The sequence below is a fragment of the Hymenobacter sp. HD11105 genome (assembly GCF_054051685.1).
This window is the reverse complement of the sequence record NZ_JBSWBR010000007.1, coordinates 57,713-74,531: the sequence shown is the minus strand read 5'-3', so window position 1 is coordinate 74,531 and position 16,819 is coordinate 57,713. Positions and strand designations below refer to the sequence as shown.

Annotated in this window: 17 protein-coding genes; 10 read left to right on the top strand and 7 right to left on the bottom strand. The window is 53.2% G+C overall.

Translation table 11 applies throughout. The annotated features are described in order from the left end of the window. Positions 1-165 precede the first annotated feature (165 nt). From ACW9KT_RS18145 to ACW9KT_RS18130, 4 genes are all read left to right on the top strand, one after another. The gene (locus tag ACW9KT_RS18145; RefSeq protein ID WP_457082998.1) at positions 166-516 is read left to right on the top strand and encodes a DoxX family protein; all 351 of its coding nucleotides are present in this window, start codon (positions 166-168) and stop codon (positions 514-516) included. Between the two features lie 5 nt (positions 517-521). After that, the gene (locus ACW9KT_RS18140; RefSeq protein WP_457082996.1) at positions 522-860 is read left to right on the top strand and encodes a DoxX family protein; all 339 of its coding nucleotides are present in this window, start codon (positions 522-524) and stop codon (positions 858-860) included. Between the two features lie 276 nt (positions 861-1,136). Continuing rightward, a complete protein-coding gene (locus ACW9KT_RS18135) occupies positions 1,137-1,649 on the top strand; it encodes a hypothetical protein (protein WP_457082994.1) in 513 nt (170 codons plus the stop codon). Positions 1,650-2,034: 385 nt separating this feature from the next. Further along, positions 2,035-2,340, top strand: a complete 306-nt coding sequence (locus ACW9KT_RS18130) for a hypothetical protein (RefSeq protein ID WP_457082992.1) — start codon at positions 2,035-2,037, stop codon at positions 2,338-2,340. 50 nt (positions 2,341-2,390) lie between these two features. Here ACW9KT_RS18130 and clpB read toward each other — a convergent pair whose 3' ends face one another. Further along, positions 2,391-5,006, bottom strand: coding sequence for an ATP-dependent chaperone ClpB (clpB, locus tag ACW9KT_RS18125; protein WP_457082990.1), 2,616 nt, complete (start codon positions 5,004-5,006; stop codon positions 2,391-2,393). A 178-nt stretch (positions 5,007-5,184) separates the two neighbouring features. Between clpB and ACW9KT_RS18120 the strand changes: the two genes are divergently transcribed. Then, positions 5,185-5,901 carry a hypothetical protein gene (locus tag ACW9KT_RS18120; protein WP_457082988.1) on the top strand — a complete coding sequence of 239 codons (717 nt, stop codon included), beginning with the start codon at positions 5,185-5,187 and terminating at the stop codon, positions 5,899-5,901. A 675-nt stretch (positions 5,902-6,576) separates the two neighbouring features. Here the strand turns inward: ACW9KT_RS18120 and ACW9KT_RS18115 are convergent. The 3 genes from ACW9KT_RS18115 to ACW9KT_RS18105 form a co-directional block, all read right to left on the bottom strand. Further along, positions 6,577-7,299: an NADPH-dependent F420 reductase gene (locus ACW9KT_RS18115; RefSeq protein ID WP_457082986.1), complete on the bottom strand. Its 723-nt coding sequence runs from the start codon at positions 7,297-7,299 to the stop codon at positions 6,577-6,579. Positions 7,300-7,488: 189 nt separating this feature from the next. After that, complete coding sequence (locus ACW9KT_RS18110) at positions 7,489-8,412, bottom strand: DUF808 domain-containing protein (protein WP_457082984.1); 924 nt, start codon at positions 8,410-8,412, stop codon at positions 7,489-7,491. 342 nt (positions 8,413-8,754) lie between these two features. Further along, a complete protein-coding gene (locus tag ACW9KT_RS18105; protein WP_457082982.1) occupies positions 8,755-9,330 on the bottom strand; it encodes a hypothetical protein in 576 nt (191 codons plus the stop codon). Positions 9,331-9,697: 367 nt separating this feature from the next. Here ACW9KT_RS18105 and ACW9KT_RS18100 point away from each other — a divergent pair, with 367 nt between their 5' ends. The 4 genes from ACW9KT_RS18100 to ACW9KT_RS18085 all read left to right on the top strand — a co-directional run bounded on the left by ACW9KT_RS18100 (position 9,698) and on the right by ACW9KT_RS18085 (position 11,668). Then, positions 9,698-10,273, top strand: a complete 576-nt coding sequence (locus ACW9KT_RS18100) for a Crp/Fnr family transcriptional regulator (RefSeq protein WP_457082980.1) — start codon at positions 9,698-9,700, stop codon at positions 10,271-10,273. A gap of 92 nt (positions 10,274-10,365) precedes the next feature. Then, positions 10,366-10,800, top strand: a complete 435-nt coding sequence (locus tag ACW9KT_RS18095) for a carboxymuconolactone decarboxylase family protein (RefSeq protein ID WP_457082979.1) — start codon at positions 10,366-10,368, stop codon at positions 10,798-10,800. 168 nt (positions 10,801-10,968) lie between these two features. Then, a complete protein-coding gene (locus ACW9KT_RS18090) occupies positions 10,969-11,343 on the top strand; it encodes a hypothetical protein (RefSeq protein ID WP_457082977.1) in 375 nt (124 codons plus the stop codon). A 190-nt stretch (positions 11,344-11,533) separates the two neighbouring features. Continuing rightward, positions 11,534-11,668, top strand: coding sequence for a hypothetical protein (locus ACW9KT_RS18085; protein ID WP_457082975.1), 135 nt, complete (start codon positions 11,534-11,536; stop codon positions 11,666-11,668). Between the two features lie 70 nt (positions 11,669-11,738). On the opposite strand, the gene ACW9KT_RS18080 is transcribed toward ACW9KT_RS18085, so the two are convergent. The 3 genes from ACW9KT_RS18080 to ACW9KT_RS18070 are packed head-to-tail and all read right to left on the bottom strand — an operon-like array spanning position 11,739 to position 15,627. Next, positions 11,739-13,979: a xanthine dehydrogenase family protein molybdopterin-binding subunit gene (locus ACW9KT_RS18080; RefSeq protein ID WP_457082973.1), complete on the bottom strand. Its 2,241-nt coding sequence runs from the start codon at positions 13,977-13,979 to the stop codon at positions 11,739-11,741. Positions 13,980-13,991: 12 nt separating this feature from the next. Next, positions 13,992-14,972 (bottom strand): FAD binding domain-containing protein, encoded by a 981-nt coding sequence (locus tag ACW9KT_RS18075; protein WP_457082971.1) that lies wholly within the window; start codon positions 14,970-14,972, stop codon positions 13,992-13,994. Positions 14,973-14,982: 10 nt separating this feature from the next. Next, the gene (locus tag ACW9KT_RS18070; protein WP_457082970.1) at positions 14,983-15,627 is read right to left on the bottom strand and encodes a (2Fe-2S)-binding protein; all 645 of its coding nucleotides are present in this window, start codon (positions 15,625-15,627) and stop codon (positions 14,983-14,985) included. Positions 15,628-16,038: 411 nt separating this feature from the next. Here ACW9KT_RS18070 and ACW9KT_RS18065 point away from each other — a divergent pair, with 411 nt between their 5' ends. Continuing rightward, positions 16,039-16,809, top strand: coding sequence for a DUF72 domain-containing protein (locus ACW9KT_RS18065; protein ID WP_457082968.1), 771 nt, complete (start codon positions 16,039-16,041; stop codon positions 16,807-16,809). Positions 16,810-16,819: the final 10 nt, after the last annotated feature.

Genomic DNA, 16,819 nt, shown 5'->3' with positions numbered 1-16,819 from the left:
GCGCCGCCGACTAGTAAGTACTGCTAAGGCTGAACATTAGTAGCCCACCTGTGCTTTATCCAATGCGGTTAATAATGATAGACGGTGGCCTGATCTGAGTGTGTTAAGATCATGCACGCTATCTACATAAAATGACTTGCAGCCCGTAACGTAATTTACTCGAGGATGAGCGCAGTAGTCATAATAGCCCAGATTATCATTGCCCTTTCGATTGTCGTTGTGTGGGTGTTTCGCTTCGATAATATCGTCAAGGAATTCAAGCAGTACGGCCTGCCCGACTTGGTGCGCACGATGGTCGGTGCAACCAAAATAGCCCTAGCCACCCTGCTGATTGTGGGCATTTGGTATCCGTCCTTAGTGGTTATTCCCGCTTTGCTGATGGCCTTCTTGATGCTCTGTGCGCAGGTGGCCCACATCAAAGTAAAGAACCCCTGGCACAAGTATCTGCCGTCGTTGTTTCTGCTGCTGCTGTCGCTCTTTATTGCCGGTGCGTACGCAGGTGTTATTACCGTTTAGGCCCAATGGATATCATTTCTATTTGGCTGTCAAGTATCTCTTTCTTGTTTTTTGGAATCAGCTATTTTACCTCTCAATACCTTAAAGACGAATTCAAGCGCTACGGTCTGGAGAAGTTTGGTCCACTAACGGCAACGCTCCAACTCCTAGGGGCGGCGGGCTTGCTAGTGGGGCTCAAGGTTCCGCTGATCTTGTCGCTTGCATCCGGTGGCTTAGCACTCCTGATGCTGTTAGGGTTCGGGGTTAGAATCAAGATCAAAGACGGCTTCTGGCTGTCATTGCCTTCGTTTTTGTATGTGTTGCTGAATGGGTATATCCTATATAATTCACTGCACATTAATTAGCCCCTTTCAAGATTAGCAAGGCTATAGCGAGCTAGTAGGAGAAACAGCCTGACATCTGCTACACCTAGTAGCAAAGGGAGCACCGCGCTTAAATCGCAAGTAATTAAGTTAGGCACGGCATTGATAGAATACCGATGTCAAGGTAAGGTCGATTGCGTGTTATATTAAGTCTCTAAGCCAAAGATTATTGCTGTCTGAGGGCGCTCATTCCACCCCTATTGCAATCGCTATATCAAGTGTTATTTTGCTTCGGTAAACTACCGTGATAAGCTGCATATGATGACTCGAGCTGCGACCCATGTATTCTTATTAATCGGGGCCTCGCTTACTAGTGCGTTATTGATCTCAGCTATTCTTCTGTTGCTACCTGTCGCAGCTTCAGCCCAAACCACGCCAGCTACTGCTGAGACAACCTCTTCGAGTCTTAATACCCAGCAATTCACTAGAGATGATACTGTCCGCGCAATACATAACTTATTTATGTCGCGCCGTACCGGAGGGGTAATAATGGCTACATCCGCCATTGCAGGAGATTTGATTTTGGCTGGAATTGCTACTGCATCAGAAGATAATCAGAATTCTTTCCTAAGGCTCAACTTTGGAGCTCATGCAATTATGATCGGTGTGATTGCTGCACCTCTTGCGGCAGTTGGTATTCGTAAGCGGCTTTATTTCACCCATGCACGTGAAAAACGGGTTGTAGACGAATACACAACGAAACAGAGACTGCCCTATGCAGTTCGCAGAAGATTATTGCCCCGCTTCTTTGAACGGCCTTCAAACAAATGATGCCCTAGCTGAAGTACTCTTGGTCCTAACAAAAAAGCCCCCCAGCAATCTGCTGGGGGGCTTTTTTTAGTTTAAGAAAGGCGTATAAATACCGGGGATTGCCACGCCCACGAAGTAGGGTAGTTACAGTTCATGAGTACGCAAAAGCTATTTTCCATTTTTTAAAGTCAGTAACGCGTGAGTTGCTAGTGTTCTACTAGTGATTTAGCTCCTTACTTTTATACTAGATTGCACTAGTTATAGTAAACACACAATTCTGAACCGTATGCACAAACAACTACTTGTAGCACTTTTATTATGTGGTCTTAGCTCAAAGGCTTCAGCGCAAATAGTACCCACCCCGACTCCTTCATCTAAACAAGATACTATTCAAGCGGTACGCACTGTGTTTCAAAAACACCGCACCGGCGGCTGGATCTGGACGGCCGTGGGCGGTGCGTTCGCTCTGCGCATTGTATCTGTAGCGGCCAGTAGCAGCACCGATGGATTTACTGGGACAACCGGTGGTACCGTAGTTGGCGTTGGGCTGTTGGGCGGCGTACCGGCTGGTATTGGTATCGGCAAGCTAACTCGCTTTAGCAAAGCTAAAGAGGACCAAACAGTGCAGCTGTACGAAAGATCAGCCATTCTACCGCCTTATGTCAAGAAGCGGTTAAAGCGAAAATACTTCGCTCAAGAGAGTATTAAGTAAAAAAAGCCCCCCAATAGTACGCTGGGGGGCTTTTTTTACTTAATCATCAATTACACGCCCGGGATTTCCACGTTCACATTGTTGAAATGAATGTGCCCGTCTTCCAGCACAGCTTCCACCACTGCGTCTTTGCTCACGCGGCCCGACAGAATGTCTTTCGACAGCTCATTCAGTACCAAGCGCTGCAACACGCGCTTCAGCGGACGAGCGCCGAACTGCGGATCGAAGCCTTGCTCGCCGAGGAAGTTGAGCACCTCGTCAGTGGCTTCCAAGCGGATGCCGGCTTCTTCCAGGCGCTGCTGAATCTGGTGGAACTGGATATCCACGATGCGACGAATTTCGCGGCGCTTCAGCGGCTGGAACATCACGATTTCGTCGATGCGGTTCAGGAACTCGGGGCGCATGTGCTGGCGCAAACGCTCGATTACTTCCTCGCGGGTGCGGTCCACCACTTCATCGTGATTGTACTCATTCAGCTCCTTGAAATTGCGCTGAATGATGTCGGCGCCCGTGTTGGAGGTCATGATGATGATGGTGTTCTTGAAGTTCGCTACCCGGCCTTTGTTGTCGGTGAGGCGACCATCATCTAGCACTTGCAGCAAGATATTGAACACATCGGCGTGCGCCTTCTCAATCTCGTCGAGCAGAATCACCGAGTACGGCTTGCGGCGCACGGCTTCCGTTAGCTGACCACCTTCGTCGTAGCCCACGTAGCCGGGAGGCGCACCAATGAGGCGCGACACGGCATGGCGCTCTTGATATTCACTCATATCAATGCGCACCATCGAGTTCTCGTCGTTGAACAGGTACTCCGCCAAGGCCTTCGCCAACTCAGTTTTACCTACACCAGTCGTACCCAGGAAGATAAACGAACCGATTGGTCGCTTGGGGTCCTGCAAGCCAGCCCGCGAACGGCGCACGGCATCGGAAATAGCCGAAATGGCTTCCGATTGTCCCGCCACGCGCTTGCCTAGCTCTTGCTCCAGATTTAGCAGCTTCTCGCGGTCCGATTGCAGCATCTTGCTCACCGGAATGCCGGTCCACTTGGCTACTACCTCGGCAATGTCCTCGTGGGTCACTACTTCCTGGAGCATGGAGCCGCCGTCTTTATTGGCGTTGGCTTCATCCTGCAAGGTTTTGAGCTTGGCTTCGGCTTCCTGAATCTTGCCGTAGCGCAGCTCTGCCACGCGGCCGTAGTCGCCTTGGCGCTCGGCTTGCTCGGCTTCTACCTTGAAGCGCTCAATGGCCTCCTTCTGCTCCTGAATGTTGGTGAGCACCGATTTCTCGTTTTCCCACTGCGCTTTCAGGGAGTCGCGCTTGGCGGTTAGCTCGCTTAGCTCCTTGTTGAGTACGTTCTCGCGCTCATGGTTTTCTTCCCGACGGATGGCTTCGCGCTCAATTTCCAGCTGCATAATACGGCGCTGCACTTCGTCCAGCTCTACGGGCATAGAGTTCAGCTCGATGCGCAGCTTGGCGGCCGCTTCGTCCATCAGGTCGATGGCTTTGTCGGGCAGGAAACGGTCGGTGATGTAGCGGCTGCTCAGCTCCACGGCGGCAATTACGGCATCGTCGGTGATGCGTACGCCGTGGTGCAGCTCGTACTTCTCCTTGATACCGCGCATGATGCTGATGGCGTCCTCAATGCTAGGCTCATCCACCATCACCGCCTGGAAACGACGCTCCAGCGCCTTATCCTTCTCGATGTATTTCTGATACTCCTTGAGCGTGGTAGCACCAATGGAGTGCAGCTCGCCCCGCGCCAAAGCAGGCTTGAGCAGGTTGGCCGCGTCCATGGCGCCCTCGCCGCCCGCGCCGGCCCCAATCAGCGTGTGCATCTCGTCAATGAACAGGATGATCTGGCCTTCGGAGTCGGTTACTTCTTTGATAACGGACTTGAGGCGCTCCTCAAATTCGCCCTTGTATTTGGCCCCCGCAATGAGCAAGCCCATGTCCAAGGACATGATGATTTTGTCCTTGAGGTTTTCGGGCACGTCGCCGGCCACGATGCGCTGGGCCAGGCCCTCCACAATGGCGGTTTTACCTACGCCGGGCTCACCCAGCAACACGGGGTTGTTCTTGGTGCGGCGCGACAGAATCTGGAGCACCCGACGGATTTCCTCGTCGCGGCCAATCACTGGGTCCATGTTGCCGGTGCGTACCAGCTCGTTCAGGTTGCGGGAATAGCGGTTGAGGCTCTGGTACTGGTCCTCGGCGGTCTGGCTGGTTACTTTGCGGCCCCCGCGCAGCTCCTTGATGGCAGCTTTCAGGTCCTTTTCAGCAAAGCCGGCATCCTTCATCAGGGTAGCTACGGCATCTTTGCCCCCCAGCAGCCCCAGCAGCAGGTGTTCCACCGACACATACTCATCCTCAAACTCCTTGAGGAAGCCGGTAGCCCGCTGCAAGGCCGCGTTAGCGTCATTCGATAGATAAGGCGAACCGCCGCTTACTTTCGGATAAGCAGCTACAATAGAGTCGAGGCGAGGCGTGAGGATATTCAGGTTCACACCCAGCTTTTTGGCTAGAAACGACAGTACGTTCTCGTCGCTCTGGAAGAGGCCCTTCAGCAGGTGGCCCGTCTCGATGGCCTGCTGCTGATTGCCCCCGGCAATTTCAGTGGCCTTCTGCACGGCCTCCTGTGCCTTGATAGTATAATTATTAAAGTTCATGGCTGCTAAGTTCTAATAGGTGCTTCTAGGTAAGAAGTTCTACGAGAGGCTTAGCAAACGGGGTGCAGAAGAGCTTTTACTGACTTTTTGGCTGTTGTAAATGATTTTAATGATTGTCATTAAGCCAAGTTGTCGTATTATTGCTTGTTGCTTATGTTAAATAAATCCAAAGACCTATATGGATAAAGGGCTGAATAGGTCTGTACTATCTGCTGCAGCTTCCAACTTAACTGATATCACTAAAGATTTAGTTGAGGCCACTTTTGATTCTGTTGTTAGTGATGGGCTTATTAAAGATATTCCTGTTATAAATACGATACATTCCATATTCAAAGTAGGATCAAGCATTCGTGAAAAAATATTTATTAATATGCTTCTCAAGTTCTTATTAGAATTGAAAGACATTCCATTAAATGAACGCGAGGTATTTATAAATAAGCTTGAGAATAGCGATTATAGGAATAAGGCCGGCGAAAAAATAATAGTCATCCTTGATAGATTAGATGACTCAGATAAAGCATCATTAGTTGGAAAACTCTTTAAAGCTTGTATCCAAGGAAAGTTTTCCTTTGAAGTGTTTTTAAGATTATCACATATTATTAGCAATGCATTTTTGAGCGATATTAAGGCCTTAGGCAATTGTTTTACTCCTGGGCAGGCCACTTACTATTTAAGTACAGACTTATCAAATAGCTTGAATCGTGTAGGACTTACCTCTTCTAAATTATTGCCAGATTTAAGGGAGCAATACGTAAATAAAAGGACGACAGGACAAGAAACTCCCTTAAAGCATAAGTTTGAATTTACGCTCAATAATGATGCTCTTATTATTGCTAGAGAACTGTATGATTTAGCTTGGATTGAAAAAGTGTATCGTATTTATCAAACAAAATAGTAAGCCCCAACTGGCGCGAGCTTATAGCTCGTGACCAATCATGTGGTGGAGGTTGCACCTCCACTGGCGCGTAGCGACAAGCTACATAAGAACAAGCCTGGCTGCAAGCTGCGCGAATGGCAGGAGGCGCAGCCTCCCGGCAAAGACTGTCAGGAGTTACGCTGCGCTAAACTCGCGCCAGCACTTCTATTTTCTCCGAGCACCTTCAGCCGCAAGTTTAGCGGACACTGGGGGGCTTTTTTAGCTTGCAGGGAACCCTAAACTGGCTCGAACTGGCAGCTTGTGAATAGCCATAAAGTCGGAATCTTACGCAATCCGAATTTGCTGCACTACGGGTTGTAGCGTGTCGTTGAGGGCGTTTGAGAAATGAGGGCAGAGAGCCTGGAACATCTGTTGAGTTTGTTAGTTGCTGCGTTTCTTAAAGGCTACTATTGCGGGTGACATGGGGACGGGAAGGCTGCTTTGTCATCAGAGGCCCAAGGATATTTTCCGAACTACTGATAATAGGCTGAAGCGCTGGCTCCGGTTACGCAGCGCTCGAAACGGCACTTGGCAACGCCCCTTTATCGAACAAGCCCCACTGAACGAGTTCCGACATTTAACGGAACTCGTTCAGTGGGGCTTGAGGCAACCGGCTAGCGGTTGGTCGGCCAAAGTGGACTTAGGTGGCGGCTCTTACAGCCGGACGCCTTGTGCCTCCAATTGTTTTTCTGACGCGGCTTGATTGGCCGCGAATTCGGCGTGCTGCTCGGCCGTGCGCGTGGTGCCCAGGCTAGCTAAATGCTGCTGCACTTCGGCAGCTGGCAAATCGGTGCAGTATAGCGGCGAGCCCGGCTGCTGCCGCCACGACTCGTGCAGGCTGCCGCCGTCTACGGCGTCGAAACCCAATTCATCGACTAAGGCCATTGCTTTTTGCTTGGCGGCCGTATCGTCGCCGGCTACCGCTAGCGCGATGCGGCCGGGCGTGCCAGCAGGCTGACCGTTGTTTTCGAGGTTTGCGGCGAAGATGTTGTTGAAGACCTTCAGCACCGGGCGGCCCAGGTGCTGCTGCACCCATTCGCTCTCGGTCAGGTCGCCGCTCTCCAACTCCTGAACTTGGCCGTCGCGCAGCAAGGGGTAATAGTTGCTGGTGTCAATGACCGGCACGTCGACGGGCACGCCCTCGAACAAGTCCTTAGGTAGGTCGGGAATGTTTTTCAGCGGAATGGTTACCACAATGATTTCGCCGTGGCGGGCCGCTTCTTGGGCGGTAACGGGGGTAGCACCGGTTTTTTCAGCTAAGTCCGTCAGCGTTTCAGGGCCACGGGAGTTGGCAATGTAAACCGAGTGGCCGAGGCTGGTGAGCCGCACGGCCAGGGCGCTGCCGATGTGGCCGGCGCCGATGATTCCAATGTTCATAAGCAGAATTAGTATGTGGGCCGCTTATTGATTAAAACGACGCGTTTTAAGACAACCAGCCTGGCAGGATTGTTTTGCTGGGGGGCCTTTCCGGCATGAGCTAGCTGAGTGGGGCATGGCTTCCCGAATGAAGCTGAGAAGACCCTGTTTCGCTCAGGCGCTTTCGTGCGAGCCAGTGCTAGGCGTGGCTCATTTTTGCTTGCTGAATACCTTCTTACCCAGATGCACTATTTTTTCAACCACAAAACCAATCATTAACCCGCCAATAGCACAGGCCAGCGCCTTGGCAAGCCACCCTACAATCGGGATATGAGCTAAAGCCTCTTCCAGATCATGTAGCAAATGAGCGGTAAACGGAATGCCGTGGGCTATGATTTCGGCTCCTACCCACAGCATGGCGGCAGTGCCCACATAGCTTAGAATACTCAAAAAGTGCGGCATAAACTTTACGATGCTGCGCCCGAATTTTCGAGTAGTGGTGCTGAATTTTTCCTGGGCCAAGTGTACCCCCATATCGTCGGCTTTCACGATAAAGCCCACAAAGCCATAGACCGCTATGGTAATAAAAATGGCCACGGCAGCCATTACGGCAATCTGATTTATAATCGGCTGGTCGGTTACCTGGCTGTAAGCAATGGCCATGATTTCGGCCGACAGGATGATATCGGTGCGTACGGCTCCGGCCACTCGCTCCTTTTCCAACTCCTCCGGTGTAATCACTTTTACCTGCTCGCTTTCAACGTCTACGTCGTGGCTCTTGCTAAACATGGAGTGCACCTTTTCGTACCCTTCGAAGCACAAATAAGCTCCCCCCAGCATTAGGATGGGCGTGATGGCCCAAGGCGCGAAATACCCCAGCAGCAAGGCCGCCGGACTCAGAATCAATAACTTATTGATCAGTGACTTTTTCGCTATCTGGAAGATAATAGAAAGCTCACGGGATGGGTCGAGGCCCACGACATACTTGGGCGTAACCGCCGTATCGTCGATTACGATGCCTGAAACTTTGCCGGTGGTTTTGGCTACCTGGGCAGGCACGTCATCTAAACTAGCCGCGCTTACCTTTACCAAAGCGGAAATATCATCTAGTAGCGCAAAAAAACCTGAGGCCATATTCTATGTGTTTGTTACTTGATACTCGTTGTTAGATGATTATCCGTTTGTGCTTTGTTCAGCTTGCCAGCAAGTTATAGCGATTTCACTAACGCCGTATGACTTGCTCTCGCTGCGGCACTACGGTGCACATGCCCCCAACTAGCACGAGCATATAGCTCGTGACTAGTCGTGTAGCAAGCAACAACGCCCCGCAACTTATATGGTTGCGGGGCGCTGCTCGTTTTTAAGTAGCTATAAACTTTTAATTCTTACTTGGCTATCGATTCTTAGAACGTAATTCTATAGTTTATAAAAAGGTCAGCCGTTTTATGGCGAAGCTGATGTTGTGTTGCTCCACCACTACGCCAACTGTCGGTGCTGATTCGAACGGGTGGTGTTAGCGCGGCGAAATAGCCAACCCGAAACAGCCCACAGCGCAGCAAAAGCCCCATTCGCTCCCAGCACATTCACCATGTGCGCCTGGGGTTCTGCGGTGGCAGGGGAGGGCGGCCAGATAAATAGTGCTATTAGAGTGGCCACCACATACGTCAGCGAGGCAGCAAACATGGCGTTGGACATCCCTAGTGGTTGGAAGCGCGCGGCTATAGCCCCGATGATCGCAACGGCCAGCACAACACCAAATAGCAGGTTGACAGGGTTGCCTTCACTCCCGACGAGCCCCCCCGCCAGTTGCGCCCAAACGAGGAGGAGACCTGCGGCTACTGCCACGGCGGTAGCCAACTTATACATGATACTGTTTCCCATCCGCGCGATCAGCACAAAGGTGAGACCCGAGCCGAACAGCAGAACTCCGGCAGCAACGAAATCCTCACCGGTCCAGAGCATATCAGGCATAACCAGCTTGGCCGTCAGGGGGATGAGCAACAGGAGCCCGGTAGCCAGCGCAACAAGCGAAATACTTTTTGAAAGTGTCATGACGGTATTGCTTTGGGTTACGATGAGTGAGAAGAATTTCTAAAATGAGTAATAGAGTAGCAAGTAGATTGCGGTATAAGCCGTAGCCAGAGGCATCTAGCAAAGGAGCGTAAACTGCGACGACACAAAGGATGAAAAAGAACTTTGCATTTCAAAGTAAACGTAACTTATTTTGTTCGAGTTGCGGCTTACATCTTTATTGTAAGTCCTTTGTAGGTCGTGTTTTAGGTATGTGGCGCTAAAAGAATAGCAGCCCATTCAAGACATTCAGAACCTATAAGCCACAGCGTGACAGGAGCACAGCTCCAGTGGCTTTGCATCGGTAGTGAACTTAAGCGACCTTTCTGCTGACTGTTTAGCTAATGCCATGTACGCATCTCTGCTAGCCCATATTGCCCGGTACGTGCCTCTCACCGATGCCGAGGCTATGCTGCTGCAAACGTATCTGAGCCACCAAACCATTGCCCGCAAAGAGCTGCTGCTGACCGAAGGCCGCGTGTGTCCGGCTAACTATTTTGTGCTGAAAGGATGCTTGCGTACCTTCTTGGTCAGTGAGAAAGGCACCGAGCAAACCATTCTGTTCGCCATCGAAAACTGGTGGCTGACCGACTACGCCAGCCTCGATGCGCAGGCGCCTTCCCAATTCAATATTCAGGCGGTCGAGACGACGGAGGTAGCAGTATTTGGGCAAGATGCGCAGGAGGAGGCATTTCGGCGTTTGCCGCAACTGGAGCGCTACTTTCGGTTGGTGCTGCAACGGGCAACCGCGGCGGCGCTATTTCGAATTAAGTTTCTGTTCAGTATGTCGGGGGATGAGCGCTATCACCATTTTAATAATGCGTTCCCGGGGTTTGTGCAACGAGTGCCACAGTACATGCTGGCGTCTTACCTGGGTTTTACCCCCGAGTTCTTGAGCAAGATCAGGGCGAAAGTTGGGCATTAGTAGGCGGCTGTCATTTCTTAATCTAGATTAAGTAGATCTGGCGGGCGGACGCGGATCTTTGTCGCATACTTCCATCTAACTAACTGTTAGTCATGCGATTAAACATGCAACAAACCGAGCCCGATGCCTACAAAGCCATGTTCGGCCTCGAAAAATACCTCAGTGCTTCTGGGCTCAGTGCCTCGCACAAGCACCTGATAAAAGTGCGCGCTTCCCAGATAAACGGCTGTGCCTACTGCATCAATATGCACACCAAGGAAGCGCGAAAAGATGGCGAAACCGAGCAGCGCCTGTACCTGCTCTCCGCTTGGCGCGAAACCACCTTATTTACTCCCGAGGAAAAAGCGCTGTTGGCCCTCACGGAGGAAGTTACGCTCATTAGCCAAGGAGGTGTTTCGAATGCTAGTTACCAGCAGGCAACGGCTTTCTTTGATGAGCACTATTTAGCCCAAGCCATCATGGCCATCATCACGATTAATGCCTGGAACCGCATTGCTATCAGCACAGAGTTACCGGTAGAGGCGTAGTAATGTCGCGTTGATTTATGCGGTAGCAGTACACGATGAACTGGGGATAAAAAAGCGGGCGGTAAAAAGCAAAGGTGCTAATAGAGAAGGGCATCAAAGTATGCCGACAATTTGCTATATTCAGGAAAGTACTCGCGTTTATACTTTCGCCGCTTTTAACCCCTACACATGAATATTGAAACCCTTTTGAACCCTTTGAAAGACGCTGAGCGTCATGATGTAGGTGGTGTGCAAGTTGACGTAGTACGCACCGGCAACTCGCGCGTGAAGCGCCTGGTGTACCCGGCGGGCTTTCGGTGGTCGAGGGATATAAAGCCACTAGTGAATACCGAGTTATGCGAGCATGCACACGTGGGGTTTCTGGCAGCGGGCCGGCTCGTTATTCAGTACCGGGATGGTGAAATGGAAGAATATATTGCCCCCCAAGTGGTAGCTATTGCGCCGGGCCACGATGGCTGGGTAGTAGGGGAGGAGCCAGCGGTACTAATTCAGTTTGACTTTGAGGGCGAAACAGTGGAGCGCATGGGCCTGAAACGGGGCTAAGCGACGCCGCCGAATCGGGAGTAAGCACCGGCCGGTAGAGTGGCCGATGCAGTGATTGGTAAGTCTGCTGATAACATGCGTATGCTGCTTGGAGCATGGCTTTCACGCGAGCATTTGTTGCGAAAACCGGCGGTAATAGAGCAGACGATATGTTTCGGTAGGGTAGAATTTTCCAACGGTAGTTACGATCATGACTACGCACGAACAAGACCACAAGAGCTGGAAATACCGGCTGACTCACCCCACCTGGTGGGTGTACATGATGCTCATTCCCCTGGCCTATTTTCTGTACTGGCTGATTGTAGTAGCGGGGGTGTCGAGGTGAAAGACTGGGGGGCTTTTTTACTAGTGTATACGCTAGTAAAAAAGCCCCCCAGTCGCGTTCTGCGCTGAATCTATACTAGCAGCTTATCCGGCGTGATGGGCAGCTCGCGAAGGCGTTTGCCTGTGGCGTTGAAAATGGCGTTAGTAATGGCCGGAGCCACCCCGATAATGGCGATTTCGCCAATGCCTTTCGTGCCCAGGGCATTCACGTGTGGGTCGGGCTTGTTCACGAACGCCACCTGCACGTCGGGTGAGTCGGCATGCACTGGCACGTGATAGTCAGCTAAGTCCTTGGTAATGTAGCGGCCAAACCGGTCGTCGATAACGGCGTGCTCCATCAGGGCCATACCAATGCCGCCCACGGCGCCGCCTTTCATCTGGTTGCCGGCGGTTTTCTCATTCACAATGGTCCCGGCATCCGCGCAGGAGACCAGCTTGCTCACGCGCACCTCACCAGTGAGAACATGAACCCGCACCTCGGCAAAGTGTACCGAAAAAGAGTACATAGAGAAGTTCTTAGAAGCATCGCCCTGGGGCCTCGACTCTACCGTGACAAAGCCCTCATCAGCCTGTTTGAGCATGTCGGCGAAGGGGACGCGGGCAGTGGGGTTACCGGTCAGCGTGAGGTAGCCGTCGGCAAAGACAACATCTTCCTTCCTGGCCGAGGCAAAGGCCGCGTTGCTGGTAGCCGCCATCGTGCGCAGCTTCTCCTTCAAGGCTAGGCAGGCTTCCTGCACGGCCGGGCCCACCGTGTTCACAATGGCCGAGCCGCCCTGCGTGGGTGCTTGCGCAAAGTTTGAGTTGCCCAGCTCAAACTTGATTTTCTCAGGCGCTAGCCCTAGCGTGTCGGCGGCAATCTGGGTCATGGCCGTGGCCGTGCCGGGACCAATGTCGGTGACGGCGCTCTGTAGCAGCACCGTGCCGTTGGGCAGCAGGCGAATGTTGGCTTTGGAAGAGCCGCGGTGGGCCCCGAAGGTGCCCACGCCCATACCGTAGCCGACGAGCCAATCACCGTCGCGCAACGAGCCGGGCTTGAGTTGCCGTTTGTTCCAACCGATGCGCTCAGCACCGAGCTGGTAGCACTCCTTCAGAAACTTGCTTGACCAGGGCCGGTTTTTCTCCGGGTCCTGCTCGGTGTAGTTGCGCAGGCGGAACTCCAACGGATCGATGTTGAGCAGGTGGGCCATTTCATCCATGGCCGACTCCAGGGCAAACGCCCCGGTCGCCTCGCCCGGGCCGCGCATCCAGATGGGCGAATTCACGTCCAGGGAGGCAATGCGGTAACGCGTGGTCAGGTTGGGCGACTCATACATCATGCGCGTCTGGGCCAGCGTCGACTCCGTGAACTCCTCAAAGGTAGAAGTCTGACCGATGGCTTCGTGGGTGATGGCCGTGATTTTGCCGTCAGGTGTGGCGCTCATACCTAGCTTCTGCCAAGTATAAGGCCGATAACCCACCATGGTAAACATCTGCTCGCGAGTAAGCATGAGCTTCACCGGCCGATTCACCACCCGAGCTGCAATGATAGCGGCCGACTCGTGCTGCCAGCTATGCAGGGCGTTGCCAAAGGCGCCGCCCACATACGTGGCAATCACCTTCACGTTTTCTTCGGGCAAGCCCCACTCGCGGGCAAAGTCGCGGCGTGTGGCCATTGTGCCCTGGGTCTTGTCGTAAATCGTGAGGCGGTCCGGGGCTTCCCAGTGAGCCGTGATGGCTTGCAGCTCTATGGGGTGGTGCACCTCGGTGGGCACCACATATTCGCTTTCCAGCTTGATGGCGCCGGTTTTGTAGGCATCCACCTGACCGCGCTGGTAGTCGTTCATGGGGTGCTTCGGGTTCTTCTTGGCTGCGGTGGGCAGGAAAGCCTGCGGCTTATTGGCTTCGAGACTGGTCTGGTGCTTTTCCTGGGCGTATTGCCCCTTTACCAGGCCCGCGGCGAAGCGCGCCCGCTCCCACGAATCGGCCACCACAACAGCAATGGGCTGGTCGTTGAAGCGGATTTTGTCGTCCTTGAACACTTTGATGGGTCCGCCCACCGTGGCCGGCTGCGAGGGGTCTTTGCCCGCCGTGTCGAAGCCCGGTACCTTTGGGGAATTGAAGTGGGTGATAACGGCTAGGACCCCCGGCGCGCGTTCGGCCGCCTTGGTGTCAATGGATGTAATACGGCCCTTGGTGATGGTACTACCTACTAAGACGGCGTAGGTCATGCCCGGCAGCTGGTATTCGGCCGAGTAGGTAGCGGCACCAGTTACTTTCTGGCGGCCATCCACCCGGTTCATCCGCGCTCCGATTTGCTTTTCTGGCGTTTTCATAGTCACTCGGGGTTAAGCGGCCGTGGCGGTTTTTAGGGCTTGAATAATAGCGTTGGGGGCCATTTTTAGCTTGTAAGCGTTGTGCTCAAATGCCTTGGCGCCCTGCATGGCCACCGTCGCCGCCTGGCGGAAAGTTTCCTTCGTCGCGGGCTGACCGATGAGAGCTTTTTCGGCTGCGGCCAGCCGCCAGGGCTTATGAGCTACGCCGCCCATGGCTAGGCGCGCATCCTTAATGGTGTTACCGTCCAGACTTAAAGCCGCCGCCACGGATACCAGGGCGAAGGCGTAAGAGGCGCGCTCGCGCACTTTCTGGTAATGCACATGCTTGGTGAAGGGTCCATCGGGCACCTCCACGGCTGTAATCAGCTCGCCTTGTTCGAGGTTGGTGTCGCGTTGGGGCGTGTCGCCAGGCAGGCGGTGGAAGTCGTTGAAGGGAATGCGTCGGTCGCCTTTGGGGCCACTTACTAGCACCGTGGCATCCAAGGCTACGAGGGCCACGCTCATATCAGATGGATGCACGGCGATGCACTTGTCCGAGAAGCCAAAGATGGCATGCATGCGGTTGAAACCTTCAAGTGCCCCGCAGCCGGTGCCAGGCGCGCGCTTATTACAAGGCATGGCCGTGTCGTAGAAGTAGGGGCAGCGGGTGCGCTGCAACATATTGCCCCCCACGGTCGCCATGTTGCGCAATTGGGCCGAAGCGCCGGCACTCAGGGCCTGAGCTAACAGCGGCTGACGCTCAAGCACCAACTTGTCCTCAGCTACGGGGCCATTGAGGGCCAGCGCGCCAATGCGGATGCTGCCGTTCTGACTCTCGATTTTAGTCAGCGGCAGCCGGTTGATATCGATGAGCTTCTGGGGGGCCATTACACCGCGCTTCATCAAATCGATGAGGTTGGTGCCGCCGGCGATAAACTGGGCGTTGGCGTCCTTGGCCAGGGCGTCGATGGCGGCTTTCTGCTTGCTCGGCCGTACGTATTGAAACTGGTTCATTGCTGCGCTGTTAAACCTTTTGGCCGCCGTTTTTCACTTCCTGAATAGCCGCCACAATGTTGGAGTAGGCGCCGCAGCGGCAGATGTTGCCACTCATAAACTCCCGAATTTCGCCCTCCGAATTGGCGTGGCCCTCGCGGATACAAGCCACCGCGGACATGATCTGGCCGGGTGTACAGTAGCCGCACTGAAAGCCATCGTGCTTCACGAAAGCCTCCTGCATAGGATGCAGATTGTCGCCGTTGGCTAAGCCCTCAATAGTTGTTATTTTGCGGCCTTCCTGCATCACGGCTAGCGTCAGACAAGAGTTGATGCGGTTTCCATCCACGTGCACCGTGCAGGCGCCGCATTGGCCGTAGTCGCAGCCCTTTTTGGTGCCGGTGAGGTGCAACTGCTCGCGCAGGAGGTCGAGTAGGGTAGTGCGCGGCTCCACAGAAAGCTTGTGCTTCACACCGTTCACTTCCAACTTCAATGGCACTTTCTCGAATGCGGCGGCTACTTTTTCATCAAACTGAGCCGCGGCGGCCTGCACAATGGGGCCGGGCGTGAACGCCATAGCCGTAAGTAAAGACGACTGTTTGAGGAAAGTGCGCCGCGCCTCATTATGGCCGCCGTTCGATTCGGGGCTCTTCGTGTCTAATTCTTCGTCTGCCATGATAGTCAGGATGATAGATCAGCCCGGAAAGTCAGCCGGGCAGGGCTTTAACAAGTGCTTTGTGCTTGGGTAGCAATCCAGATTGTGAGACTCCGGATGAAAGATCTGCTTAAGTTTCAACTCCGTCCACTATTTCAAGATAGCAGAAAGCAGTTATAGCAGATTTATAGGAGTAGTGGGCTAGTAGCTTTATTCAGTCGTGAGTTTTACGAGATGCGTTGATAAAAGGCTGAGCATTATTTCAGGTAAAATGCCCCCCCCACGTTGAGCTAAGCGGTAAAGCGGAACACGTGCACAACTCTAAGAACAAGTTAGCAACGGATAAATAAGCAGTCAATGGTCGATTTGTCTGCCGCCATTTATGGGAATCGAAAAACTGCGTACAAGCCTATCTCATCTGTTTCGTTTGCTATGCCTACGTACTACATCGGCTGTTCTGGCTTTTCATACCGCGACTGGAAAGGCGTTTTTTATCCCGAAGGATTGCCCCCGCGCAAGTGGTTTGCCTACTACTGCACCCAGTTTAATACGCTGGAGGTAAACGTGACTTTCTATCGCATGCCCGAGCTAAAGGTGTTCGAGACGTGGTACGCGCAAAGCCCCGCCGATTTTCGGTTCGCCGTAAAAGCCCCCCGCATCGTCACGCACTACAAGAAGTTCAACGCTGAAGCCGCGCCCGTGCTGGCCGATTTCTACGGCACGGTGCGCGAAGGTCTAGGTGAGAAACTAGGGCCCATTCTGTTTCAATTGCCCCCCAAAGCTGCTTATACCGAAGAGCTGCTGGGCCGCATGCTGGAGCAGCTCGATCCGGCGTTTCAGAACGTGGTAGAGTTTCGGCACCCGAGCTGGTGGGAAGGCGAGATTTTGCGGGAACTGGGGCGGCGCGGCATTACCTTCTGTGGGCAAAGCTACCCGGCCGCCCTGCCCGATGAAGTGATAGTAAACACGCCCCAGGTGTACTACCGCTTTCATGGCGTGCCCGTGCTGTATACCTCACCCTATAACGAAGCTTTTTTGCAGCGCGTAACCCAGGAAATCCAGGCTGAGCCTACTGTGAAAGAAGCGTATATCTACTTCAACAACGGCATTGGTGGAGCCGGCGTGCTAAACGCCCAACAGTTGCAGAAGCTACTGGGCGCGCAGCCTGCAACTAGCACAAACCTGATAGTAGAAACAAGCTAGAAGGCCGTTG

Coding starts and splice junctions, on each gene's coding strand:
- ACW9KT_RS18145 (WP_457082998.1), top strand. CDS start 166: ATGAGCGCAGTAGTCATAATAGCCCAGATTATCATTGCCCTTTCGATT.
- ACW9KT_RS18140 (WP_457082996.1), top strand. CDS start 522: ATGGATATCATTTCTATTTGGCTGTCAAGTATCTCTTTCTTGTTTTTT.
- ACW9KT_RS18135 (WP_457082994.1), top strand. CDS start 1,137: ATGATGACTCGAGCTGCGACCCATGTATTCTTATTAATCGGGGCCTCG.
- clpB (WP_457082990.1), bottom strand. CDS start 5,006: ATGAACTTTAATAATTATACTATCAAGGCACAGGAGGCCGTGCAGAAG.
- ACW9KT_RS18120 (WP_457082988.1), top strand. CDS start 5,185: ATGGATAAAGGGCTGAATAGGTCTGTACTATCTGCTGCAGCTTCCAAC.
- ACW9KT_RS18115 (WP_457082986.1), bottom strand. CDS start 7,299: ATGAACATTGGAATCATCGGCGCCGGCCACATCGGCAGCGCCCTGGCC.
- ACW9KT_RS18110 (WP_457082984.1), bottom strand. CDS start 8,412: ATGGCCTCAGGTTTTTTTGCGCTACTAGATGATATTTCCGCTTTGGTA.
- ACW9KT_RS18105 (WP_457082982.1), bottom strand. CDS start 9,330: ATGACACTTTCAAAAAGTATTTCGCTTGTTGCGCTGGCTACCGGGCTC.
- ACW9KT_RS18100 (WP_457082980.1), top strand. CDS start 9,698: ATGTACGCATCTCTGCTAGCCCATATTGCCCGGTACGTGCCTCTCACC.
- ACW9KT_RS18095 (WP_457082979.1), top strand. CDS start 10,366: ATGCGATTAAACATGCAACAAACCGAGCCCGATGCCTACAAAGCCATG.
- ACW9KT_RS18090 (WP_457082977.1), top strand. CDS start 10,969: ATGAATATTGAAACCCTTTTGAACCCTTTGAAAGACGCTGAGCGTCAT.
- ACW9KT_RS18085 (WP_457082975.1), top strand. CDS start 11,534: ATGACTACGCACGAACAAGACCACAAGAGCTGGAAATACCGGCTGACT.
- ACW9KT_RS18080 (WP_457082973.1), bottom strand. CDS start 13,979: ATGAAAACGCCAGAAAAGCAAATCGGAGCGCGGATGAACCGGGTGGAT.
- ACW9KT_RS18075 (WP_457082971.1), bottom strand. CDS start 14,972: ATGAACCAGTTTCAATACGTACGGCCGAGCAAGCAGAAAGCCGCCATC.
- ACW9KT_RS18070 (WP_457082970.1), bottom strand. CDS start 15,627: ATGGCAGACGAAGAATTAGACACGAAGAGCCCCGAATCGAACGGCGGC.
- ACW9KT_RS18065 (WP_457082968.1), top strand. CDS start 16,039: ATGCCTACGTACTACATCGGCTGTTCTGGCTTTTCATACCGCGACTGG.